The following is a 24,429-nucleotide window of genomic DNA, read 5'->3' as shown; positions in this document are numbered from 1 at the left end:
ATAGATGACAAATAAACCGAATTATATTTCCTGGATTAGGCAGAGGGTTGGGCCTGAGCTTATTTTCCTCAATTTCGCCGGAGGTATTGTATGTAATGAACATGATGAGGTCTTACTACAAAGAAGAGGTGACAGCGATGCTTGGGGATTCCCTGGCGGTGCGATGGAATTAGGGGAGTCTGCCGAAGAAACAGCCATTCGTGAGATTTACGAGGAAACAGGGCTGGTTGTCAAAATAGAACATCTAATTGGAGTTTATACAAAGTATTCTCACCATTATTCTGGTGGAGATAAGGCTCAGACTATTACTTTCTTTTTTCAATGCAAACCTGTCAGAGGGGAACTTACCATTGATGGTAATGAAACGTTAGAGCTAAAGTTCTTTTCCAAAGAAGAGTTACCACGGTTATTTGTACAACAACATCAGGATGCGTATAAGGATTGGCTATCAGGGAAGTCCGGGGTATGTCGTTAGGTCCTCCGGGAATTAGTTATGAACAGGATAGCTTAAATACCACGGCAGCTGACCAGACAAGCTGCCTTTTTATTTGGTTTTATGGAATTATTTGCAATTTGATCTTGAGTAGTGTTATTGTAAATGTTATATATGTAATATAACAAATAAGTAAAGGAGGGCTGTTTTTGTTCATCGAGCTTGATCTGCAATCGGAAACCCCGATTTACACACAACTGGTTGACCAGATTGTCGAAGGGATCGCTTGCGGTGCCTTGCAGCCGGGGGAGCAGCTTCCGTCGATCCGAAGCTTGGCGGAGGACCTCGGGATCAATCTTCATACCGTTAACAAAGCCTACAATTTGCTAAAGCAGGAGGGCTTGCTTCAAGTACACCGGAAGACAGGCGTTATCGTTCAGCCGGGCGGGATGCCCGGCGTGACGGAGGCTTTTGAGGAGAAGCTCCGGCGGCAGCTGAGGTCTCTAGCGGCAGCAGCTGCGGTAAGAGGTATGGCGGAAGAGGTATTTGCACAGGAAAGCAGATCGGTGTACCAGGATATAATTACGAATCGCGGAGGGGAATAACGTGGCGCTAGAACCGGTGATTTTGATAACCAGCCTTTATGTGATGATAGTTCTAATGCTCGTTTTGCAGGGTTATATCGGCTTGCGTAACGTGCTGTTTGGCATTATGCTGCCTGCGGAGGCTCGGCAGGACCCTGCTGTCCGTACCGTCCGTCGGAATTACGCTCTGCTTACCGGCGGTTTTGCGGCCGTTATCGGGGGAATCTGCTTTTTGTGGTTGCGTCATCAGCCGGCGCGGGGTCTCCTGATTTTAATGACAGCCATCCTGCTTATAATTATTGCGTCAGGCTTCGCTGTTTGGATCAGCCGGATGTCTGCAGAGCGCTTGAAGGCAGCCAGAGGCTGGGAGATTGCTGTGCAGAGCAAGCGTGCTGCAAGTCTTACGCCCGGACAGAGGCATAGACCGGTGCTAAGCTCATGGTGGTATTCGATGAATGCCGCAGTGATGGCGCTGTGCATCTTCATCGCGGCTGCGAAGTGGGATACGATACCGCAAGTGCTGATTCTCGGGAATTATATTTTTAACAAATCCGTGTGGATCGTGTTCGTGCTGAACATGGTGCAGGCGCTAAATATCACTGTTTTTCTCTGCTATAATCGACTGATCAGCCGTGCAAGGACATCGCTCGATCCCTTGGACCGGGAAGGCTCACTGCAGAAGCAACTGGCGCACAAGAGAATTCATTCGATCTTGGCATGGGCCGCTTCGCTGCTGATGATTGTATTTGTAGGAGTGGTGCAGGCCATAGGATTGTACGGCTGGAAGGGAAATCTGCTCTTCCTCTCCGGTATGTCGCTCTTGGCAGCGCTCTTCCTGGCACTGACCGGCGTCATGCTGTATCTGCGCATCAAAGGTATTGATCAGCTAAAGGATGTTCCGTCAATGGAGGAAAGACACTGGAAGTGGCTCGGCAGCATCTATGTGAACCCTGAAGATCCGGCATTGCTCGTCCCGAGCATTCACGGCTTCGGCTGGACGATCAATATGGCCAATCCCCGCGGTAAGATTATAGTAGCCGCTACGGCAGCCATCCCGCTAATCGAATTTGTTTTGATTGTGCCCGTTATTAATAAATAAGGCGAAAGTCTGGAGGGAAGCTTCAAATGATAAAAGGCCGGCGGATAATGTTAGTTTTGTTTATTTTGTGTCTGCTGCTAACAGGCTGTGATGACAATACCACACTGGAAGCAATGGAGAATATAGCCGGGGCACTTCATTCATCAGAGGTAATCTCTTACGAAATTACCCGGGAAGCTGCCGGGGAGAAAGCTGATCTCCTCACGAATACGTACAACACGAACAGCGTGCAATACGCTCTTATCGATCATGGCCGCATCGTCATATCCGGCCAATCCGGCAGGAATGATGAACAGGGACAGAGGCCGCTCACCAAAGATACCCTGTACGGAATCGGTTCGACGAGTAAAATGTTCACCACGGTTGCCGTTATGCAGCTGGCCGATCAGGGGAAAATCGAGCTCGATACGCCGGTCATCGAATATGTCCCCGGTTTTAAGATGAAGGATGAACGTTATAAGCAGATTACGCCGCGTATGCTGCTGAATCATTCTTCCGGGCTGATGGGCTCCTCATTTACGGACGTCTTTTTATTTGAAGATAGCGATACTTATGCCCACGACATATTGCTGAAACAACTGTCCGGTCAAACTTTGAAAGCAGACCCTGGCACTTATTCGGTTTACTGTAATGACGGATTTACGCTGGCTGAGCTTATGGTCGAACAGATCAGCGGTTTAGGCTTCACCTCCTATATCCAACGCTATATTACAGAACCTCTGCATATGGGCAATACCAAGACTCCGCTCGATTATCCAGACACCGCGAAGATGGCCGGACTCTATTATTCTGAATATACAGGCCAGCTTCCAAATGAGACGGTTAACGTGATCGGAACGGGAGGTATTTATTCCACAGCGGAGGATTTGGTCCGGTTCTCAACTATCTTTACGGGGGGAAAAGAAAAAGTATTGGCTGGCAAATCGGCTGCAGCCACTGCGCAAGACGAGTACAAGACTCCTTTGTGGCCTGACGATGCTGACAACTCAATAGACTACGGTCTCGGCTGGGATAGTGTTAACCTGTATCCGTTCAGCGAATACGGGATGAAAGCGTTAACCAAAGGCGGGGATACGACTCTCTATCACTCGTCACTTGTTGTGCTTCCAGAACAGGACATGGCGGCAGCTGTAGTCTCTTCCGGGGGGAGCAGCACGTACGATCAGCTTCTGGCGAACGAAATCCTGCTTCAGGCGCTGAAGGAGAAAGGGGCAATAGCTGAATTCAAGCCTGAGAAGTCATACGGTGCACCGGTAAAGGCTGATATGCCGGAGTCTGTGCTGCAGTATTCGGGAATCTATGGCGCAAGCAATGCAACGATGGACATCAATATATCCGAAGGCGGTGTTATGTCTGTTACTACGGAGCAAATGCCTGATACCCCAGCTCAAATCTTCGAGTATTCGGCAGACGGTACATTCCGGAGTACAGACGGGAATACGATGATCAGCTTCGTGAGTGAGGATAACGGCCGTACCTACCTATGGAATCGTCAATACATATTAGTGCCGGGTCTTGGGCAGACAGCACTGTCCTTATACAATGCTGAGAAGCTCCAGCCTCAGAATCTTCCGGCAGAAACCAAAGAAGCATGGATTAAACGTGAAGGAACATATTATCTGTTGAATCAGAAGTATACGTCGCTGATGTATCTGGTGTCACCGTCCATCCCATTGAATGTTTCAGAGCGATTGCCGGGATACATGTTGGATAAGCGGATAACCGGCCCGGATACGGCCGTTTCCGAATTGCAAATTCCGGGGGCGAACGGGCGGGATCTCTATGATCTTACGTTCTTTACACAAGACGGCGTTGAGTACTTGAAGATGGGAGGATTCATTTTGGTGAGCGAGGATGTCTTGAAGCCGTTTAACTTTGCCAAACAGTCAACCGTGACAATCCCGTCCAGCGGATATGCCCGGTGGTATACGATAAGCGACAAAGACGGGGGAAAGATCATTAAGGTAAGCATGCCCGCGAACGCTTCCTTCGCCGTTTATGATGAGAAGGGAAAATGCCTCTATTTCAGCGTAATCGGAGGCAAAGAGGAGGTCGTGCTGCCCTTGGGAGGAGCCATTGTTTTCGCCGGAGATGCGGGCACGGAGTTCGGGATTTCTGCGCATTGACCCCGCAAGAGGCAGTTCGTACCTTTTAGTGGAGTAATAAGAGCAGAGCCTGCAGACGTGGTCCGCAGGCTCTGCTCTTATGTGGGGACGGCGGTCATGCCGTCCTGTTTGTTATTTCTTGTGTCCGTGCACGTCATTCTCGGCGCTCAGCTTAGCGATCAGCTTATCGCCCTCGACGTCGAGGTTCGGCAGCAGGCGGTCAAGCCATTTTGGCAGCCACCAGGCCTTGTCGCCGAATACGGCCATAACGGCCGGAACAAGCGTCATCCGGATGATGAAGGCGTCGATCAGGATACCGAAGGCCAGGGCAAAGCCGATCTGCTTGATCATCGCATCAGGCGCGAAGATAAAGCCGGCGAAGACGGAAACCATGATTATACCTGCGGCAAGCACGACGCGGCTGGCCAGATCGTAGCCGTGTACGATGCTGTCATTGCCGCGGCGTCCGTGAACGTATGCCTCACGCATGGAGCTGACCAGGAAGACCTGGTAATCCATCGCCAGACCGTACAGGATACCGGTGACCAGAATCGGCATGAAGCTAAGCAGCGGCCCGCCGGTATCAAAGCCGAACAGGGAGTGCAGCCAGCCCCACTGATACACAGCAGTGGTTACGCCGAAGGTAGCCAGAATACTGAGAATGAAGCCGACTGTGGCTTTGATCGGCACAATAACCGACCGGAACACGAGCAGCAGAATAATCAGGGAAAGAACAACAATGATACCGATGTAAATAGGGAATGCATCAGACAGCTTAGATGACATATCGATATTAATGGCTGTAAAGCCGGTTACACCAAGGATAATATCGTTATCGGTTGCTAGACTGTAGGATGGATCGCGCAGATCCTGTACCAGATCTCTCGTTTCTGTGTCCGTCGGTCCGGTCTTTGGAATCAGGCTGATAATTGCGATGTCACCCGTTTCATTAACGCCCATCGGCGATACCAGGGTTACGTTGTCATGCATCTGCAGCTCCTGGGTCAGCTTGCCCAGTGTCTCCATCGAGATTTTATCAGACGGGTTATTCGGCTGGGCAACCAGCAGCAGCGGTCCGTTAAAGCCCTCACCGAAGCCTTTGGAGATGATGTCATAACTCTGGCGGGCCGGAGTATCCAGGTTTGCCGAAGCACCGGAAGGAATACCCAGCTCCATTTTGCTTGCGGGAATTGCGGCTGTTCCGAGCACCAGAACGACCAGAACAATGATCGGCCAGCGGAATTTCACTGTGGCGTTAGCCCAGCGGTGCGAGAAGCCGTGGTTTTGTTTGCCTTTGGAAGTCTTGCTCTTCTCGCGGGCCTTGGCTGTGCAGATTTTTTCTCCGACCAGACCGAGCAGTGCAGGCAGCAGGGTCAGTGCCAGCAGGACGTTGATCAGTACGCTGACCGCAGCAACGAGCGCCATAGTGGACAGGAATTCCATACCGATAACGAGCATCCCGCACAGGGCGATAATGACAGTCAAGCCGGCAAAAAATACGGCGCTGCCGGCAGTCCCGACAGCCCGGCTGGCGGCTTCGCGCGCACTCAGCTTCTCATCGAGAATCAGGCGGCGCTGGCGGTTAACGATGAACAGGGAGTAGTCGATCCCGACAGCCAGACCGATCATTACGGCGAGAATCGGCGTAATGTCATTCATCTGGATTACACTGCCGAGGGCAAACGCACCGCCGACACTGATACCTACACCAAGGAGTGCAGTAAGCAGCGGCAGCCCGGCAGCTACGACAGAACCAAGGGTAATGAACAGGACGACTGCAGCTACGGCAACCCCAATGGCTTCAGTGGAGCCGATGGAAGGTGTACTCTTCAGCGAGTCACTTGGAATTGCTGTAATGCCGGAGCCGGCCTGCTCGACTTCCGTTACAGCCGAGATCACCTTATCCGGCACATCGGATGGCAGTGAGGTCTGCTGCACAGTGAACTGGAACTGGAACAGGGCAATGCTGCCGTCAGAGGACAGCATAACGCCGGGAACCATAGCGCCGTCAACGATCAGCGGGCCGTATGGAGCTGCTGATGCAGCTTGAGCAGCAGCATCGTCCTGGGCGTCAGCGGCAGACGCGTCAGGAGCAGCGCCTTGGCCTGCAGCAGCAGAGGGATCAGCGCTTGCTGCCTGTGCGGCAGCTGCAGCAGCTTGAGCTGCCAGCTCAGCAGGATTAATGATGTATTCCATGCTGTAGACATCATTAATTGCCTTCACGAGCAGAGCAGCCCGCTCTGGCGTATCGAGTCTTTCGCCTTCCGGCGCGGTAAAGGCGACGCTGGCCTGGCCGCCGGCGGCAGCCGGAAGCTCTTCGGCCAGCATATCCAGCACCTTTTGCGATTCGGTGCCTTCAATTTTCATTTCGGAGCTGGACTGAATGCCGTTGACGCCGAGCAGGGCGCCGATTACACCGAGAATGACAATCCAGGTTCCGAGGAAGTACCAGGGCTTGGAATAAGCCGATTTCCCCAATCGGTACAGAAATGTAGACATGTAATGGTTTCTCCTTTTTATCTCTGGTTTAGAAGCCGTTGCGTAAGTAATCGAACATGGAATTCAAATATTGATCAAAGGATACAGAGCCGGGCCGGTCCTCCTGCGATTCACCCGGCAGCAGTACATTGAGCCGTCCGTCGAGTATAGGTACAAATGCTCCGTAGACTGCACCGGCGAGCAGATGCGTATATCCGTCGGTATAACGGCCATGGGTAAACCGTTCGAGCACTTCCTGGGCAGCCATCTGCAGCCGGCGGAACACGCTGAGAATATACGGCTCCAGTGACGGATACTGATTGGCGAGCGATGCGAACTGCCGCAATCTGCGCAGGAATTCTGAAGTGAACTGCAGCTTGAGCAGGCTGTACAAGGCATCCAGCGGAGTCGCATCCGGCGCCAGATGTGCTAACAGGTCGTTTTCGTCCTCACTGGTCGCCCTGCGCATGAAATACTCTGCCACCGCTTCTTCTTTGCAGGAAAAATAATTGGCAAAGGTCCGCCGGGAGACACCCGCCTGCCTCACCACATCGTCAACTATGAAGCCGTCCATGCCATGTACCAGGGCAAGCTCAAAAGCCGCTACAGACAAAGCATAAGCGGTTGCTTCCTTTTTCTGGTCACGCAGCGTCAGCTTGGGGTTCAACACGTTCTCCTCCTTTCTCGGAAAGAATAATACTTTAAATTCTAAAGTTTATTAAAGCATATTTTTGCCCAAAGTGCAAAAATGCTCAATGGGCAAATAGTGTGAGGGCGAGGAAGTGTCTTCACATCCCTGTTAGAGGAAGTGGGATTCTAAGTAAAGAGAGCAATGAAGCTAGGACGCAAAGCGTGATGTTATACTTTGGGCGAATATTGATGTGCTGCGGATATTTAATCCGCTGGGACGTGTGCGCGGTACAGAATGATAGCGGGGTGACCCGGCAAGCCTGGCCAAATGTGCGGAATGAAAGGCACGAATGCCCTTGATTCCGGCTGAGCCTGCCAAATTGCTGAAATGAAAGGCAGGATTGTCCTTGAATCCGGCCGGACTGGCCGGCCCGATCCGGGCACGGCTTTTCATTCCAGACCTCCCCTTACCTGTGCCTTTACCGGAACGTTGTTGCCATCATACAGCCCACCCATACACTTCACTGCAGGTCAGCACGGCTACGGGATACCGCCGGAAAATTCTGCTACAATGTGTTCATTGGAATACAATCCGAAGGAGGATATACAGATGAAGGCTCTATTACTGCAGGAAAAAGGAAAATGGAACGAAATGAAGGTTAGTGAAATCAGCGCACCTGAGCCGGGTTCCGGTGAAGTGCTGGTAGAGGTACATGCAGCGGGGCTAAACCCGGTTGACTATAAAATTGCCACCGGCGGCAACCCCAAGTGGTCCTATCCGCATGTGCTGGGTCTGGATGTAGCAGGCGTAATTGCCGCAGTGGGCGAAGGTGTGGAGCAGTGGAAGGCCGGTGACCATGTCTTGTATCACGGGGATCTTACCCGTACTGGCGGGTTTGCGGAATTTGCCCTGGCAAAGGCCAGCACGCTTTCGCGGATACCGGATACAGTAGATTTTGAGGATGCATCTGCCCTCCCAACCGCGGGTTATACGGCCTACCAGGCAGTGCACGGAAAGCTGCCGCTCACGCAGCTGAACACGCTGCTGATCCACGGAGGTGCGGGAGGTGTCGGCGGGTTTGCGGTCCAGCTCGCGAAGCTGGCGGGTAAGCGGGTTATCTCCACCGCATCGAGCCACAACCATGAGTATGTAAAAAGCCTGGGAGCGGATCATGTTATTGATTACCGCGAGGCAGATATAGCTGCCGAGGTGCTCCGCCTGACAGACGGAAGAGGCGTGGATGCGGTGATTGATTGTATCAGCAGACAGAGCGCAACACAGGGGCTGGAGCTGATTGCCTTTTTCGGACACGTGGTGCATATTGCCGGAGCGCCGGATTATGCGTCGGTGAAGCCGTTCACCAAAGCTTTTTCGGTCCACGAGGTTGCCCTTGGCGCTGCACATCAGTCAGGCGATCCGGAGGCGCTTAGGCAATTGTCTGTAATCGGAGACGAGATGCTCTCGCTGCTGGCTGCAGGGCAAATCTCCTCATTGCTGGAGGAAGTCATCCCGCTGGAGCAGGTTCCGGCTGCCTTGGTACGTTTGTCTGAGCGGCATATCCGGGGCAAAATCGTGGCGAAGCTGAAATAAGCTGGCTGGTGTCCGGTCATTCGGGGATTTCTTTTCAGTCACAGCTACCCATGCGCGATAGCATCGCAGTTGTAAACTGAATTAAATGGAAATAAGCCACCTAATATTAGGACAAACGCGCCTATAAGGAAACTAATTGGAAAAAAGTCACCTAAATTCATCCTAAATACCTCGTAAGCAAAAAAACGTCCGAAACAAGTGACTATTTTCCAACTAATAGTCGTAAATGACCAAATATACTGAAATTAAATTGCGAAAATCCAACTAAATGGATTGAACCCGAGGAACTGATCAACGATTTTTCGCTTGGAAAAGAGTAAGATAAACACGGCTGCGTTCTCCACCTATGGAGGAGCAGCCTTTTTTGTCATCTTGATTGACAATTCGCAACAAAATGTATACATTTGTATACATAAGCAATTGTAAAAGGAGTGACTTAAATATGAAAGAACATTGGGAACACGGCGGGCATGGTGACCGTAATTGTGAAGGCAGGCATAAAGGCAGACATCATGACGGAGCCAAGACGTTCCGCCGCGGGCGGGCGCTGGAATTTTTGAATGTGCTTGAGGTCAAAAGGGCAACGCTGAGGCAGCAGGTGGAAGCGCCGGAGTATCAGGAGATTAAGCAGGTGCTGCTCGGTGAGCTTAAGGCCATTGAAATGGTGATTGACGAGTATACCCGGCATTTTGAGCTGCGCCGCAAGGAAGCGGAAGAGCCTCAGACGCCAGAAGGGGATTAATGATGTGGGAATTACGACGTTATCTGAAGCCGTATGTAAAATTTATGATTTTGGCCCCGATGTTCATGATGATGGAGGTCTTTTTTGACCTGCTTCAGCCCACACTGGCTGCGCATATCGTTGACAATGGCATTGTAAGCCGCAGCTTCAGCGTTATTGAGCAGACCGGGTTTCTGATGCTCGGAGTTGCGCTGATGTCGCTGATTACCGGGGTGCTGTGCAACTTTTTTGCAAGCCGGGCCTCGCAGAATTTTGGCGCTGACATCCGTGAAGCGCTATTCACGAAGGTACAGACCTTTTCGTTTGAAAATGTCGATACCTTTAAGTCCGGCTCACTGATGACCCGGATGACCAGCGATGTCGTGCAGGTGCAGAATCTGGTGCAGATGGGTCTGCAGGGCCTTGTCCGTGCGCCCAGCCTGCTGGTCGGCAGTGTGGTTATGGCGCTGATTATCAACCGCCAGCTCGGGCTTATTCTGCTGGGTACGCTGATTGTCCTGATTGCTGTAGTCGCGCTGCTGATCCGTTTTTCGACTCCGATATTTTCTGCGGTACAGGGAAAGCTGGATGCTGTGAATACGCGGATTCAGGAAAATCTCGCCGGAATCCGGGTCGTCAAGGCGTTTGTCCGGACCGGCTATGAAACAGGGCGGTTCCGCGAGGTCAACGGAGAGTACACCAGGGTCTCGATCCGGGCCGCCCGCTTTATTGCGCTGAATTCACCGATCGTGACGCTGATTATGAACGCATGTCTTGTAACCGTGCTGCTGTACGGCGGTAACCAGGTATCGTTCGGCTCGGTTAAGGCAGGCGATCTGGTCGCTTTTGTAAACTATGTAGTCCAGGTATTATCCTCGCTGCTTATGGTCAGTAGTCTGCTGATGAACGTGTCGCAGGCCAAGGTATCGGCCGACCGGATTCAGGAGGTACTGGCTGCGCAGCCGCATATCCGGGATGCTGAAGCAGAAGGCGTAGTGTCTCTTCCCGGCCGCAAGGTCAAGCTGGAGAACGTATCCTTCTCCTATAACGGCTCATCCGATCCGAAGGATCTGGTGCTGCGGGATATTAACATTGAAGCTGAACGCGGCGAGACTGTGGCCATAATCGGGGCAACCGGCTCCGGCAAAACCACGCTCGTCCAGCTGATTCCCCGGCTGTATGACGTTACGTCAGGCTCTATTCAGCTTGACGGACAGGATATCCGTGAGCTTCCGCTGCTGGAGCTGCGGCGGCAGATCGGGATGATCCTGCAGGAATCGTTCCTGTTCACCGGCACGATCCGCGACAATATCGCCTTTGGCAAGCCCGGTGCAGCGCAGGCCGAGGTGGAAGCGGCGGCAAGAATTGCCCAGGCGCATGATTTCATTAGCAGGCTGCCGGAAGGCTATGATACGAAGCTCGGGCAGAAGGGCGTCAACCTGTCCGGCGGGCAAAAGCAGCGGCTGTCCATTGCCCGGGCGCTGCTCGTGAAGCCGCCGGTGCTGATTATGGACGACAGCATGAGCGCGCTGGATGCCCGGACGGAGCGGCAGCTGCGGGGTGCGCTCAAGGAGATTACGGCAGAGGCCGTGACCTTCCTGATCGCCCAGAAAATATCTTCCGTTACGGAAGCGGACCTAATCATCGTACTTGATGACGGGGAGATCGCAGGCAGCGGCTCCCATGAGGAATTAATGCAGAGCTGCAAGGTATATCAGGAGATCTACCGGTCCCAGTTCGGCTCAGAGGAGGTGTCTTATGTCAGCGAACCAGCCATCCAGTCCGTCTAATCAGGGCAAAACGCCGCAAAAATTCGACCAGATGGGCTTCCGTCAGGGTCCGGGACATATGCACGGCGGCGTACCCAAAGTAAGATCCAAGGATACCTTCGGCACACTCCGGCGGATATGGGGTTACCTGAAGCAGGAGCGCCGTGCGCTCACCTGGGTTATTGTGTGTACCGTATTGATTACTGCTCTTTCGCTTGCAGGTCCCTATCTGATCGGCAAGCTGTTCGATAACTATATCGTGCCAGGCCGGTTTGAGGGGATGTTCCGGATGGGCATGATTCTCCTTGGTGTATATGCCCTTGGCGCGTTCTTCACCTGGGTTCAGCAATATACGGCCTCCAGCCTGTCCCAGAATACGGTCCGCAATATGCGGCAGGATCTGTTCGAACAGTATCAGCGGCTGCCTGTATCGTTCTTCGACCAGCGCACCCACGGGGAGCTGATGAGCCGGGCCGTCAACGACATTGCCAACGTCTCCAATACGCTGAATCAGACGGTTGTCCAGCTGATTGCCAGCGTGCTGATGCTGGCAGGCTGTCTGGTTATGATGCTCAGTCTGAGCGTATGGATGACGCTGATTACCATACTGACTGTTCCGCTGATTACATTTATTATTAAAAAAATCTCCGTCCATACCCGCCGCTACTTCTCGGAGCAGCAGCAGCATCTCGGCGAGGTGAACGGCTTCGTCCAGGAGAATATCTCCGGCCTGAAGGTCGTCAAGGTATTCGGCCGTGAGGAAGAGGCAGTCCGCCAATTCCGGGAGATTAATGAACGGCTGCGGGCTGTCGGAGTGAAGGCGCAGACCCTCTCCGGCTCCATGGGCCCGATGATGAACTCGATGCGTAACCTGACCTTCCTTGTGATCGCGGTGTCAGGCGGCATCTTTGCTTACCATGAAATGATCACAATCGGTATTATTGTCAGCTTCCTCAATTATTCCAACCAGTTCAGCCAGCCGCTCAATCAGCTCGCTAACCAGTACAATCTGTTCCAGTCAGCGGTTGCCGGGGCGGAGCGCGTGTTCGAGGTGCTGGACCTGGAGCCGGAAATGGCCGGGGAGCAGGAAGACACGGCAACCTGGCGGATCAGGGGCGAGGTGGTATTCGAGCAGGTGGGCTTCAGCTATAAGCCGGAGGTACCGGTGCTGAAAAACCTGTCCCTGCACGCCGAGCCCGGCCAGATGCTGGCGCTTGTCGGCCCGACCGGGGCAGGCAAAACAACGATTATCAACCTGCTGACCCGCTTCTATGAAATCCAGTCCGGCCGTATTCTGATAGACGGTGAGAATATCCGTGATCTGGATAAGCAGACGCTCCGGTCACAGATCGGCCTTGTGCTGCAGGATGCCTACGTTTTCTCGGGGACGATCCGGGACAACATCCGGTATGGGCGGATGGAAGCTACGGATCAGGAGGTTGAGGAAGCGGCTAAGCTCGCCAATGCCGATGTCTTCATCCGGAAGCTGTCGAACGGCTACGATACGTATCTCAATGCCGAAGGCGGCAACCTGAGCCAGGGGCAGCGGCAGCTGCTGACCATCGCCCGTGCCGTGCTGTCCAATCCGTCGATTCTGATTCTCGATGAGGCAACCAGCAACGTGGATACGCGGACGGAGCTGCACATTCAGGAGGCGATGCGGAAGCTGATGCAGGGCCGGACCAGCTTTGTCATTGCCCACCGGCTGAGCACGATCCGTGAGGCCGACGCCATTCTGGTGATCCAGGACGGACAGATCAGCGAGCGCGGAACCCATGAGGAGCTGATGGACCGCCAGGGCTTCTATTACGAGATGTACCAGAACCAGTTTGTGTCGGGGACGGCAAGCTAGAGACAGCTCTATAGAGAGCAGCCATTCTTCTTCAGGGAGGAGGGCTGCTCTTTTTTATATAATAAACCCGATCCCAAGCGGCCTAGCAAAAAAACAAGATTTCTGGTAAATTTGCAGGCCGTTACAGACCGGCGGTAATTAATGTGCTTATGCATAATTAAATTGTAGTACACTAGAATTACTATACAAGCGCTTACATGAATCACTTGAAATCCTCGATTAAGGAGAACATTCCGATGCGGATGCTAATTGCAGATGATGATGATTATACAAGAGAAGGCCTGATTGATGCGGTGGAATGGAGCCGGTACGGCATTGAGCAGATTATTGAAGCGAGAGACGGGGCACAGGCGCTGCGGCTGGCAGCACAGCACAAGCCGGAAATCGTGCTGACGGATATCCGGATGCCGAAGCTGAACGGAATTGCTTTTGCCGAAAAGCTGGGGGAGCAGTGTCCGGACTGCAAGCTGCTGTTCATGAGCGGGTATCTGGATGTGGAATATCTGAAAAGCGCCATCCGGCTGGCCGCAGTCGATTATATAGAGAAGCCGATCAAAATTCCTGACCTGAAGGAGGCTATCTCCAAAACAGTGAAGTCTGTGCAGAAGAGCAGACGGCTGACCGATGAGCTGAGCATCAAAAAAAACCTGCAGCAGCAAAAGCTGGCACAGGTTCTTATAGAAGGCACAGCCGGCCGCGAAGCGGTTCTGAAGCAATGTGAGGAGGCCGGTTTCCCGGTGAACGCCGGATATGTATGTGTGATTGTGTCTGGCAGCGGGCTGTCAGGCGGTGAGCCGGAGCTGCTGGAGGAGCTGCATGACTTCTGGCACAGGCAGGGGGTGCAGGCCGTTGGTAACGTTACCGGCAAAGGAGAGCTTGGATTCGTGCTTCCGCTGAACCGGGTGAAGCTGGAGCGGACCCATGCGCTGGCGAAGCAGCTGCTCATAAGCCATGACAGCCTCTGCATCGCAACGGGCAGCAGGGTGGCGGATCTGTTTGAGGTAAGCCAGAGCTATATGCATGCCCGTACAGCGCTGAACTGCTTTTTCTATGAACCGAAGGCCCGTTTCAGTTCTTATGCGGAATTCGAGGGTACGTCAGCCGGAATCAGCCCGCAGCTGTTTGTGGACTTCTATATGCTGATGAAAAGCCAGCCGCGGGAGCTGAACGGATGGATTGAAGCGTTATGTGACCGTCTTGTCTCAGAGGAACGTCCTCCCCGCGAGCAGGTCTATTCGTTATTTGCCTCCATGGGCAAGGCGATGCTGCAGGAGAAAGGGGCGCTGCTTGCCGGTCTGGACGGTGTCTATGAGATGAAGGACATCGATACCCGGCTGTCCGCGTTCTATACAATAACGGAGCTCAAAGAGTATATGTTGGCAATCTGCAGCAGCTATTGTGCCGAAAAAGCCAAGGAAGCCGAGTATTCGCATACAGTAATCAGCGTGATGGATTATGTAGCTGCCCATGTCAGCAAAGCGGAGCTGGATCTGCCCGAAATCGGACAGCATATGTTTATGTCCTCCGCCCATCTGAACGTGCTGTTCAAGCAGGAGACAGGGATGACGATTACCCAACACATCAGGGATTACCGGATTGAGCTGGCCAAGAAGCTGATTATGAATGAGCATTATAAAATGAACGCAATCTCCGAGCTGTGCGGATTTGCCAGTCCGAGCTATTTTGCCAAGGTATTCAGGCTCTGTACCTCCGTCACGCCGGTTGAATATAGAAAGCTCAAGCTGCGATGAGGATCTCTGTCCCGTTCCGCAATCTGTCCATCCGCAAAAAGCTGATCCTGCTGTTCATAATGGTCGGGATTATCCCGCTGATCATTACTTTTTTTGTATCCCAGCATGAAATCCGCAAATACGCGCTGGACCGGCAGAGCTATGCCAACAATCAGACGTATGAGCAGACCCTGTCTGTACTGACCAGCCGGATGTCGCATATTGAAGAGATTTCCTCCATGATTGTGGTCAATAAAAATATCACGTCCATCTTCTCGCTGAAGCCTGAGCGGCTTGAAATCTGGCAGCAGCTCTCGATGTTCGAGGAGATTACCTCCTATACGCAAATTCTGGAGTCGGACTCGCAGTTTAACAACATCATGTATTTCATCAACGACGGCTTCGTAACCGCCGGCAAAACCTCGCTGTACCGGCCGCTCACACAGGTGCAGGGGCAAAAGTGGACGGAGTCGTTTCTGGCCGCAAAGGGAAGGTCTGCCTGGCTGATCTTCGAGGACAAATTTAATTTTCTGACCCCGAAGAAGTATCTGACACTGGGCCGGGCGTTATGGAACGAGAATAATTATATGGAATCCGTCGGCTTCGTAATGATCAACATTGACCTGGAGGAGATTACCGGAGCGCTGCGGCAGTCGGTACCCGGGCAGCTGGTCTACGTCGAAACGGCAGACGGCGAGCTGGTTGCCAGCAGCGGGACTGAAGAGGAGCTGGCGAAGATGCGGCTGCCGGGCAAGCTGAACAGCGGGCCCAGCTATTCGGAGATTCATCTGGAGAGCGGCACCTATCTGGCCCGCGGCAATCAGATTGATTCGACCGGCCTGTACCTGATATCGGTGATTCCGTCCAGTGCCGCCATGTCGATTATTCAGAAGATCCGTGTCCAGATGCTGGGCATTTATGCCGTGATCGGGCTGCTGATCTTTGTGTTTATTTTCCCGATTACAAGGTCGATTACACAGCGTATCTTCCTGCTGATGAATAAGATGAGCCAGGTGCGGCAGGGCAGGCTGAATACACTGGATCTGGAGCCGCGCACGGATGAGCTGGGCCATCTGATCTCCAGCTACAATTATATGATTAACAGTGTGCAGGAGCTGATGGAGGAGCAATTCAGGCTGGGGCAGGAGAAGAAGGGGGCGGAGCTGAAGGCGCTGCAGTCCCAGATCAATCCGCATTTTTTGTATAACACGCTGGATATGGTGAACTGGATGGCCCAGAAGGATGAGGTAGATAATATCCAGCGGGTAATTCATGCCCTGTCGGATTATTACAAGCTGGTGCTGAATAAAGGGAAGGATTTTGTGAGCGTAGGTGAAGAGGTCAGGCTGTGCAGCATCTATATGGACATCCAGAAGAACCGGTATAAAGACAGGATCAAGCTGGAGATCAGCGTAGAGGACGATGCGCTTAGCTGCATGCTGCCCAAGATTACCCTGCAGCCGCTGGTAGAGAATGCAATTGTTCACGGCATTATGGAAACAGAGGAGCGCAGGGGCACGGTCCGGATTACAGGCCGGATTGAACAGGACAGGCTGCGGATTACCGTTGAAGACGACGGCGCCGGCATAAGCGAACGGGAGGAGCGGCATTCGGGCTACCAGGGAAGCGGCTACGGGGTTGAGAATATTAACAAGCGGCTGAGTCTGGTATTTGGCGGTGAAGCCAGGGAGATAACGTTCATAAGTGCAGCGGGCAAAGGGACCAGCGTCATTATAGACGTTCCTGTTATGCGTGTTTTGTAAAAATATAATACTAAAGTTTATTCATTTAACGAAGCAGCGGCAGAACAAGACTCAGTAAATGAAGTCTTGGGCTGCCGCTGTTGTTGTGTAACTAATCTTATGAGATCTTAACTCACTCTATCAGCTGAAGCAGATTCTGGACAGAATCCTGCGGTAGCGAGTAGACGGTCCCTGTATCGTTTATGTCTGCGAGCATACCCTGTATATCATCCAAATTGAGCCAATAATGAAATGTGATCGTTTCATTATTATCCAGCACAATAACGAAATCATAATCGGGAACGCTTGTATCCCGTATCCCCAGCATCTGGCTTGCCGTGGACAGAGAATTCAGCACAACAGAGAATTCTTCGGCGTCGGACAGCTTTTTGAGTAATGTACTGCCGACGGAGCCGTGACTCTCGGACTTGAAAATGTTAATTTCAGTTATTTCCTGATTTTGTATTTCTTCAACAATTTGTTCAAGAGTCAGCTTTGGATCAGCACCTCCTAGAGGGGCTCCTTCAGGTTTTCGGTCTGAACATCCGGCAAAAATAAGAACACAACCAATGATCACAAGTATCCGAGATATTATTTTCAATAGTACCATCTCCCTTCATCAGGATGGCATTCTTATTGTTAAGTAAGCTACTATTCGTTTTTTTCGATAGAAAATGGTATACCTTGGATATTGAAATATTCGATTTGTGAATTCTGATCGACATAATGATTAATCGGCAGTTCGAAATACTTATTGTTATTAATCTGCTCACCTGAACCCGAGGCTGCCTTTTTTTGTGGGAGGTCATAGTTTATTATACTGTCTTGCGGAATCTCTATGCCGTTAGCATGCAGCACACTTCTAATAGCAACATCCTGGTATTCGTTATTGGAGAAATCCTGCAAGTCAACTTTACCATTGTTAGACGCAATAATACTCAATTCATTTAAGCCATTGTCTTTGGATAAAAATACGATATACTTTTGATCTTTTTCAAAGGCAATGTATTCTTCACTGTGGATATATTCATTATTGGGAGTTATGGCAACAGGTTCGTTAAATTTAATATTATCCTTTAAACCTAAATCATTTTTATAATACTCCAGGACTTCTGCTTCTCTACTGGCATAATGATATTTAATAAGAGGTGAATTTTCTAAATAAACAATCGTACTATTGTCTTTGGTTAACTCATCATTAACTTTAATCAATGCAACGACATCCGCTCTATTAACTATATCATCGTAATCATATTCTGCATGACTGCCATAGACAACGACATCCGCCGGTTTGTTCCTTTCACTAATATGATCGAAAGTAACAAATCCTATTATCAGGCTGAATAGAATTGTGCTGAGGAATGTAGATTTTCTCATTTTTAATTTCCCCATTTCCATTTTAGATTATTAATATCATAGGATTTTAAAGTGTAAAAATCCTTAACGCCCTGCTGCATCACTGCAACTTCGTATGCGTGGTCTAGGCTTAGAGCATGTCCCAACTCATGTGTTGCAGTCCCGGTTTTTCTTGTAGTCGTATTAAGAGCGGAATTGGTATATTGAAAACAAATCGCTTTAACCCATAAACCGTCATAATACGCGGGGGTAGCAGAAGTTCCTGTATAACTGCTGTAAGCATAAGTAATTCCGTAATCATCAGTTGTTGGTGCTGGATCTGAATTGAAGTAGGTAACAATATTAGCAGTAGAACCATATTGGTTTGAAGCACTGGAGTAACTTAGACTGACCTTGGAACTTACTCCGTTCCATTGCTGCGCTGCTGTGCTTGCAATTGAGGATGAGCCGCCGGAGCCGACTCCATAAGTCAGAAAACCTGTCGCAAACCCACCTGTGTAATAATTAGCTTTTACTGAGGGGGAGGTTAATAATAATGCAGCGGACAGCAGTGAACCAGCTAAAATGTACTTTGATACTTTCAAATGTATACCTCCTAAAAAAATCCTGATTTAGATCCTCTAGTATTCTATCATTTTTTACCAATGAAAGAATAGTATGTTTTTTTATGTTATAAAATTACATTTGAGAATATTGAGAATATTTCATTTTACGGACTAGCAGTTTACATCCTAAACCTCATTCTGTTCGCTCTGTCTGCTTCATTGTGCCGACTTTCCTTCCTGTAGATCAATAGTGTGCAGGAGCTGATGGAGGAGCAGTTCAGGCTGGGGCAGGAGAAGAAGGGGGCGGAGCTGAAGGCGCTGCAGTCCCAGATCAATCCGCATTTTTTGTATAACACGCTGGATATGGTGAACTGGATGGCCCAGAAGGATGAGGTGGACAATATCCAGCGGGTGATTCACGCCCTGTCGGATTATTACAAGCTGGTGCTGAATAAAGGCAAGGATTTCGTTACCGTGGGTGACGAGGTCAGGCTGTGCAGCATCTATATGGACATCCAGCAGAACCGGTATAAAGACAGGATCAGACTGGAGATCAGCGTAGAGGACGATGCGCTTAGCTGCATGCTGCCCAAGATCACCCTGCAGCCGCTGGTGGAAAATGCGATTGTGCACGGCATTATGGAGACGGAGGAGCGCAGGGGAACGATCCGGATTACAGGGCGGATTGAACAGGACAGGCTGCGGATTACCGTTGAAGACGACGGCGCAGGTATAAGCGAACGGGAGGAGCGGCATTCGGGCTACCAGGGAAGCGGCTACGGGGTTGAGAATATCAGCAAGCGCCTGAGCCTGTTTTTTGGCGGTGAAGCCAGAGAGATAACGTTCATAAGTGCAGCGGGCAAAGGGACCAGTGTCATTATAGACGTTCCTGTTATGCGTGTTTTGTGAAAGTCTAGTATTAGAGTTATTCATTTAACGAAGCAGCGGCAGCCCAAGACTTATTAAATAAAGTCTTGGGCTGCCGCTGTTGTTGTTCGCTTATAATGCTAGTTTAATTGTATACTCTTCACGAGTTCCTTGAATTCAGCGTTGGCTTTTTTGCTGGCCTGCGATGGAAAAACAGACAATAGGGTATAGATTTCGTTATTTTGCTCGCATAGAATCATTTGAACTTCGATCATTTCATTGTTCTCGCTTAAGCGATAGGTCAACTGCTTCGCATCGATTGTCCCGACCTTAACAGACTTCTCAGTGATTTCCACCGCATATTCGTCCGTTATATCTTTTTTGACGAAGCTAACATATTCTTCGAAATTCATATCTAAATCGCTCTTACTATAATGCTGAATAAGTATCGTGTTTTGCTCTGGTAAGCTTAACAAAAGCTGGTGATCTCCTGTGTTCTCAATAGAAGAGGTTACGTCCCTCCAATTGCCGTAGCCTGTGACTTGGATTTTTTTATCTTTGGTCGCAAATGGCTGCTTCGTATAAATGAGGGCTGCTTGAATGTCCGCCAGCCAGTCCACCTTCGCATCCACTGCTTCGCCGATAAAACGTAATGGAACGTAGGTGCTGCCCTTGATGATTGAAGGGGCTACTGTCAGTTTTTTCTGATTGCCATTGATCTCCGCAGTAGTTGAACCTACTTTAAGCTTGATAAGTGTACCTGGTTTACTTCCCTTGATCGTTTGCGTTTTTGGATCCCAGTCCACCTTCAGTCCCAATGCTTCGAAAATAGCGCGGAACGGGACAAGTACAGATCCATTTTGCTGGATGGGCGGGACTTGAAAATTAACGATCTCCCCATTCAACAGCACCATGATTGCGTCAGGATCTGAAGGTGGTGCTGGTTCTTCATCCTTATCATCCTCTTCTTCAAGCACTTTGACGCCTTTGGCAGCGAGTTCAGTCAGGATTTTCTCTGCTTTCGCATTCAAAGGGTTATTGCCGAGTGAGACCTCCTTAAGCTTCGGAAGACTTGTTAAGACGCTAATATCCTGGACCTTATTATTCTCGAAGTATAAATGTTCTAGCTCCGGGTGATCTCTTAGCGGTTCAAGAGACTGGATTTGGTTATCGTTTATGCTCAGCCAGTTCAGTTTGACTAAAGATTGAATAGGCGACAGGTCCTTTAGCTGATTATGGCCGATTAACAAGTCCGTTAGATTGGTTAATCCCGCTAGTGCATCAAGCTTCTCTATGTTGTTTGAGTCGACAATAAGCTGCTTCAGTTGAGTCAGCTCCTGCAGCGGCTCCATTTGAGTGAGCTGATTGTCATTCAGAGCCAGGAAGGTGATTTTATGCAGATTTTTAAGCGGCTCAATATTGGTAATGCCAAGTCCCGGGAGCATCAAGCTCTCTAAATTAACAGCATGCTCTAGTCCGCTTAAACTGGTAATTTTCTGCTCAGAGTCAGCGGGATAGAGAGATGTAATAGTCTGTAGATCTTCTTTGGTAATGGCGCCAGCCGGTTTCTCTAGCTCGACTCGAATCGCTTGTTCCAAGTTTTTGTCTGAGATAAGAGAAGCCTCTGCAAACGCGGATGGAATAGCAACGAGGCTTAGCAAGAAAGCTAGAAACGTGATTAGTTGAAGTTTGATCGGGTTACGCAAAATGGATACACTCCTCGAATTGTCATAGTGACTAGATTCGACAATTGTTAACCATTCCCTTTATGACAACGACAATTTCCCGTCTTCCATCCGGTATACCTTGTCGCAATAGGCTAGCATACGCTATCTAAAAATAACAATACACCAAATGGACTACAGGTGCATACCTGATGAACCTGTAGTCAGCAGTTTGTATTGATTATAACTTCCGTACTGGCCTGATATACTTCAAAAACCGCTCCGGATCGTGATAAACGTAAATGATTCTCCCAGGGGAAGTATCAAAGCAGTACCCAGTGTCTGCAAAATCAAATGCTGCCATTGCACTTTCCATCTTTCCCTCTACGCTACGATTTTCCTGCTCATAATGGAATGGCCCATGTTCAAAAACAATATACTCGGCTTCGGGAACATCAATCATAAGCATGTGTGGCGGTACTTCACCTCTATAATCAAAAGGAAGACGTACACCAAAACACTCTGTACGCGGAATACCCCAATCACAGAGTCTGCCATCCCGGTCATTAATGTAAGCCATAATCTGACCGCTGCCGCCGTTAGATTCACTCCCGCCATCGTCATCCAATTTGTCCTTGATACTATCGAGTAAGCCGGAGATGGTTTCGCAGTCCTGTCCCGGAATAAGACTTTGCTTTTGCCAAAAATCCCAATACCCGTTACTCTCATAGTTTTTAATGTGCAAAAATTTATGTGCGGGAATGGTTACAAAATAAATGTTAACATCATCTGCAGATTTGATCATACCAATCTCTCCAAATCCGAAAAAGTAGCGGTCGAAAGCGTTTATTTTTGTACGAAGGGCGACAGGCATAGGCTTTTTCCGGTATTCACTTGGAGTTACACCATATGTTCCCTTGAAAGCCCTGGTAAAAGCTTCATGTGATGAAAAACCATAATCAAAAGCAATATCCAAAATGCTTCTCTCATTATCCCGAACCTCTTTTAGTGCAAAAGCTAATTTTCTGTGCCGCAGATAATCCCTAAATTGCATACCCGATACTTCTTTAAATTTTCTCGTAGTATGAAATTTGGAATAACCTAACTTGCGGGAAAGAAATCGTAGCGTTATTGCTTCACTGTTACGTTTCTTAATACATTCGTCAATTTCATTAACGATGATTTGGATTTGCTTGTGCCACTCGTACATTCGACTGTTCACCTCGTTTCAACCACTCTATAGCCATTGTAGAGTAATGGAAATTGCATTGCTTGATTCTACTTGCGGAAAAAGAGAGGATATTTTTCCTTTACTCGCCAGGCAGCTCATATTTTATCATCCAAACTGCCAGGTGGACAATATCTCAAGGTTTACTTCTAACCTCCAGTAACATCTTGCGCTTTATGAAATGCAGGTGAGTAAAATACGTCACTATGCATATGCTTGATTTTGTCCCAAGACTGAGAACTTCATGATTAATTTGCAAATAGAGTACGACAGACCCGAAGAACAAATTCAGCATCAGCCAGTATGCTGACTGCAGATTCGCCGATAACAATTTAATTTTAAATATGTTGACGGCAACATATTTAAATGTTATCTTAAGTTCATGAAATATGTTGACGACCACATAAAAGGAGGGATGACAAAATTGAAGAACAGCGACAACAAAGGAAGCATAGAGAACGAAATGAATGCTGTCACCCAATTTCCAGTAAGCTTCTCAATCTTCAGTCTGGCCCGTTCCCATCATCGGGTTGCAGGACACCTGCTTCGGGAAGCAGGTTTATATCCCGGGCAGGAACTCGTACTGATGCAGCTCTGGCAAAGAGACAGCCAGTCACAGAATAGTCTCTCGAGAGCGTTGCGCCTTGATCACTCTACAATTGCGAAATCCGTTCGCCGGCTGGAAGACGCGGGGCTTGTCACCTGCAGCCGCTCTGAAGAAGATAGACGGGTAACCCTCGTCTCCCTCACCCTGGCAGGGCGTGAAATGGAATCTAGCGTCACTAAAGTCTGGAACAGAATGGAAGAGATTACAACTCAAAATCTTACTGCTGAAGAAAAAGTGCAGTTCGCAGCTTTGGCCAAAAAAATTACCGCTGTACTAGAGGATTGAACCGAACGGAATGAACAAGATGATGATGAATATCGGAGGAGAGATAGACATGTCAGAAAAGTATATGCAAGCTGTTGTGGTCAATGAATATGGCGGTCCAGAGGTTCTAAAGGTAGACACGGTTGAGCGTCCTTTACCGGAAGCGGATGAAGTTCTTGTTCGCATCGTATATGCTGCGGTTATTCCACTCGACTATAAGATTCGGAACGGTTGGCTGCAAAATGTTTTTCCTGTAACCATGCCCTACACCCCTGGTTTTTATGCTTCAGGCGTTGTCGAAGAGGCAGGACAAAGCGTAACAGAGTTCACACCCGGTGATCGCATTTTCGGTATGATCAGAGGCGCTTATGCGGAGTATGGAGTTGCTAAAGCCCAAGAGCTGATGAAAATGCCTGAAGGTCTTACCTTTGAAGATGCGGCAACAATTAAAGCAGGAGCCGAAGCCGCCTGGAAAGCGCTGTTCACTGAAGGTGAACTTCAAGCCGGGCAAACCGTTCTTATTCATGCCGCAGCGGGCGGCGTTGGACAATTTGCTGTTCAGCTGGCCAAGTGGAAGGGAGCAATCGTAATTGCCACAGCTTCAGCCTCTAACCTGGACTTCGTTAAGTCATTGGGTGCCGATCAGGTCATCGATTATACCACAACAAATTTCGAGGAAGCGGCGGGCGAAGTCGACCTGGTAGTTGATTCTGTTGGAGGCGAGACGGAGACCAGATCCTGGGCCGTCCTGAAGAAAGGCGGAATCTTTGTTTCCTTGACTCAAGACCCCTCCCAGGAGAACGCTCAAAAGCATGGTGTTACAGCGAAATTCAATACCAGATTCCCTACCCGAGAGGACTTACAGCGTATAACGGAGTTACTGGCCGAAGGCACGATTAAAGCAGAGGTTGATTCCATATTCCCGTTAAATCAAGCGGAAAAAGCACTGGAGAAAAGCGAAGCAAGACATGGACGGGGAAGAATTTTGCTGATGAATGCAAACTAGTTCTAACAGCGAAACAACACGGGTGCTGATGCGCTGGATGTTGTTTTCTTGTCTCATTCCCTATATGGTGTCATCCGAATTCGCCATTCAGGAAACACTAACATCTCGTTTACGTAATTTCTTAAATGCCGAATATTCTACCTAATAATCTTTCAATA

General features: G+C 49.8%; 21 protein-coding genes. 13 read left to right on the top strand and 8 right to left on the bottom strand.

Going from position 1 to position 24,429, the window contains the following annotated elements; genetic code table 11:
- The first annotated feature begins 4 nt into the window (after positions 1–4).
- From R70331_RS21930 to R70331_RS21915, 4 genes are all read left to right on the top strand, one after another.
- Entirely contained in the window at positions 5–475 is a 471-nt protein-coding gene (locus R70331_RS21930) for an NUDIX hydrolase (RefSeq protein ID WP_042179087.1), read from the top strand.
- Between the two features lie 167 nt (positions 476–642).
- Complete coding sequence (locus R70331_RS21925; RefSeq protein WP_042179085.1) at positions 643–1,038, top strand: GntR family transcriptional regulator; 396 nt, start codon at positions 643–645, stop codon at positions 1,036–1,038.
- Between the two features lies 1 nt (position 1,039).
- Positions 1,040–2,116 (top strand): DUF5808 domain-containing protein, encoded by a 1,077-nt coding sequence (locus tag R70331_RS21920; protein ID WP_042179083.1) that lies wholly within the window; start codon positions 1,040–1,042, stop codon positions 2,114–2,116.
- A 26-nt stretch (positions 2,117–2,142) separates the two neighbouring features.
- Entirely contained in the window at positions 2,143–4,242 is a 2,100-nt protein-coding gene (locus R70331_RS21915) for a serine hydrolase domain-containing protein (RefSeq protein ID WP_081947706.1), read from the top strand.
- A gap of 111 nt (positions 4,243–4,353) precedes the next feature.
- Here the strand turns inward: R70331_RS21915 and R70331_RS21910 are convergent, their stop codons facing one another.
- The 3 genes from R70331_RS21910 to R70331_RS21900 form a co-directional block, all read right to left on the bottom strand.
- The gene (locus R70331_RS21910; RefSeq protein WP_042179080.1) at positions 4,354–6,720 is read right to left on the bottom strand and encodes an MMPL family transporter; all 2,367 of its coding nucleotides are present in this window, start codon (positions 6,718–6,720) and stop codon (positions 4,354–4,356) included.
- A gap of 28 nt (positions 6,721–6,748) precedes the next feature.
- Positions 6,749–7,369, bottom strand: a complete 621-nt coding sequence (locus R70331_RS21905; RefSeq protein ID WP_231576333.1) for a TetR/AcrR family transcriptional regulator — start codon at positions 7,367–7,369, stop codon at positions 6,749–6,751.
- Positions 7,370–7,537: 168 nt separating this feature from the next.
- Positions 7,538–7,783, bottom strand: coding sequence for a hypothetical protein (locus R70331_RS21900; protein ID WP_042179075.1), 246 nt, complete (start codon positions 7,781–7,783; stop codon positions 7,538–7,540).
- A gap of 156 nt (positions 7,784–7,939) precedes the next feature.
- Here R70331_RS21900 and R70331_RS21895 point away from each other — a divergent pair, with 156 nt between their 5' ends.
- The 6 genes from R70331_RS21895 (at position 7,940) to R70331_RS21870 (ending at position 16,755) form a co-directional block, all read left to right on the top strand.
- Positions 7,940–8,920, top strand: a complete 981-nt coding sequence (locus R70331_RS21895; protein WP_042179073.1) for a zinc-binding dehydrogenase — start codon at positions 7,940–7,942, stop codon at positions 8,918–8,920.
- A gap of 442 nt (positions 8,921–9,362) precedes the next feature.
- Positions 9,363–9,662: a hypothetical protein gene (locus tag R70331_RS21890; RefSeq protein ID WP_042179071.1), complete on the top strand. Its 300-nt coding sequence runs from the start codon at positions 9,363–9,365 to the stop codon at positions 9,660–9,662.
- A gap of 2 nt (positions 9,663–9,664) precedes the next feature.
- Complete coding sequence (locus R70331_RS21885; RefSeq protein ID WP_042179069.1) at positions 9,665–11,431, top strand: ABC transporter ATP-binding protein; 1,767 nt, start codon at positions 9,665–9,667, stop codon at positions 11,429–11,431.
- Positions 11,400–13,262, top strand: a complete 1,863-nt coding sequence (locus R70331_RS21880; RefSeq protein WP_081947705.1) for an ABC transporter ATP-binding protein — start codon at positions 11,400–11,402, stop codon at positions 13,260–13,262. Before R70331_RS21885 ends, R70331_RS21880 begins: the two co-directional genes overlap by 32 nt.
- A gap of 236 nt (positions 13,263–13,498) precedes the next feature.
- Positions 13,499–15,013: a response regulator gene (locus tag R70331_RS21875; RefSeq protein ID WP_042179067.1), complete on the top strand. Its 1,515-nt coding sequence runs from the start codon at positions 13,499–13,501 to the stop codon at positions 15,011–15,013.
- Entirely contained in the window at positions 15,010–16,755 is a 1,746-nt protein-coding gene (locus tag R70331_RS21870; protein ID WP_042179065.1) for a sensor histidine kinase, read from the top strand. Before R70331_RS21875 ends, R70331_RS21870 begins: the two co-directional genes overlap by 4 nt.
- A 112-nt stretch (positions 16,756–16,867) precedes the next feature.
- Here R70331_RS21870 and R70331_RS21865 read toward each other — a convergent pair whose 3' ends face one another.
- Genes R70331_RS21865 through R70331_RS21855 form a run of 3 tightly spaced genes read right to left on the bottom strand, consistent with a single transcriptional unit; the run spans position 16,868 to position 18,674 of the window.
- Positions 16,868–17,335 (bottom strand): YhfM domain-containing protein, encoded by a 468-nt coding sequence (locus tag R70331_RS21865; RefSeq protein ID WP_042179062.1) that lies wholly within the window; start codon positions 17,333–17,335, stop codon positions 16,868–16,870.
- A gap of 50 nt (positions 17,336–17,385) precedes the next feature.
- Positions 17,386–18,111, bottom strand: coding sequence for a hypothetical protein (locus tag R70331_RS21860; protein WP_042179059.1), 726 nt, complete (start codon positions 18,109–18,111; stop codon positions 17,386–17,388).
- Between the two features lie 2 nt (positions 18,112–18,113).
- Positions 18,114–18,674 carry a zinc-dependent metalloprotease family protein gene (locus R70331_RS21855; protein WP_042179057.1) on the bottom strand — a complete coding sequence of 187 codons (561 nt, stop codon included), beginning with the start codon at positions 18,672–18,674 and terminating at the stop codon, positions 18,114–18,116.
- A gap of 225 nt (positions 18,675–18,899) precedes the next feature.
- Between R70331_RS21855 and R70331_RS21850 the strand changes: the two genes are divergently transcribed.
- Positions 18,900–19,544 carry a sensor histidine kinase gene (locus R70331_RS21850; RefSeq protein WP_052419161.1) on the top strand — a complete coding sequence of 215 codons (645 nt, stop codon included), beginning with the start codon at positions 18,900–18,902 and terminating at the stop codon, positions 19,542–19,544.
- 98 nt (positions 19,545–19,642) lie between these two features.
- On the opposite strand, the gene R70331_RS21845 is transcribed toward R70331_RS21850, so the two are convergent.
- Positions 19,643–21,208 carry a stalk domain-containing protein gene (locus tag R70331_RS21845; RefSeq protein ID WP_052419160.1) on the bottom strand — a complete coding sequence of 522 codons (1,566 nt, stop codon included), beginning with the start codon at positions 21,206–21,208 and terminating at the stop codon, positions 19,643–19,645.
- 199 nt (positions 21,209–21,407) lie between these two features.
- A complete protein-coding gene (locus R70331_RS21840; RefSeq protein WP_042179054.1) occupies positions 21,408–22,376 on the bottom strand; it encodes a helix-turn-helix transcriptional regulator in 969 nt (322 codons plus the stop codon).
- Positions 22,377–22,809: 433 nt separating this feature from the next.
- On the opposite strand from R70331_RS21840, the gene R70331_RS21835 reads away from it, so the two are divergent.
- Together R70331_RS21835 and R70331_RS21830 are read left to right on the top strand one after the other, a co-directional pair.
- The gene (locus R70331_RS21835; RefSeq protein WP_231576332.1) at positions 22,810–23,286 is read left to right on the top strand and encodes a MarR family winged helix-turn-helix transcriptional regulator; all 477 of its coding nucleotides are present in this window, start codon (positions 22,810–22,812) and stop codon (positions 23,284–23,286) included.
- A gap of 10 nt (positions 23,287–23,296) precedes the next feature.
- Entirely contained in the window at positions 23,297–24,271 is a 975-nt protein-coding gene (locus R70331_RS21830; protein ID WP_231576331.1) for an NADP-dependent oxidoreductase, read from the top strand.
- Positions 24,272–24,429: the final 158 nt, after the last annotated feature.

The sequence above is a fragment of the Paenibacillus sp. FSL R7-0331 genome, assembly GCF_000758645.1.
Lineage (GTDB): Bacteria > Bacillota > Bacilli > Paenibacillales > Paenibacillaceae > Paenibacillus_AQ > Paenibacillus_AQ camerounensis.
The sequence above is the reverse complement of the archived record's forward strand: the minus strand, read 5'-3'. Positions and strand labels throughout refer to the sequence as shown.